Source organism: Hydrogenovibrio sp. 3SP14C1, from assembly GCF_029625905.1.
Lineage (GTDB): Bacteria > Pseudomonadota > Gammaproteobacteria > Thiomicrospirales > Thiomicrospiraceae > Hydrogenovibrio.
This window is the reverse complement of sequence record NZ_JARTLM010000293.1, coordinates 1-241: the sequence shown is the minus strand read 5'-3', so window position 1 is coordinate 241 and position 241 is coordinate 1. Positions and strand designations below refer to the sequence as shown.

The 241-nt window shown below is 43.2% G+C and carries 1 protein-coding gene; it reads left to right on the top strand.

The window, feature by feature from the left end; all coding sequences use genetic code 11:
* A partial coding sequence (locus P8629_RS12570) for a hypothetical protein (RefSeq protein WP_278166430.1) occupies positions 1 to 241 on the top strand: 241 nt, incomplete at both ends.

Genomic DNA, 241 nt, shown 5'->3' with positions numbered 1-241 from the left:
AGCTCATCACCCTCATGTGATGCAGCCATTTTCTTCGACTTGCATCATCAATGCTACACCGACGCCTCCTGAAAATTCGGATATTTTTAATCCTAATGGCTACTATAATGCGGCCTTGGAAAAAACGGGCGATGAATTAAAGCACGCCTTGAATACAATCGTCTCCGCCGGTCATATTCGTCTGCAATACACGGATAATAGTAATCTTCAAACACCAGATGTTTGGCGAGCATTAATGATC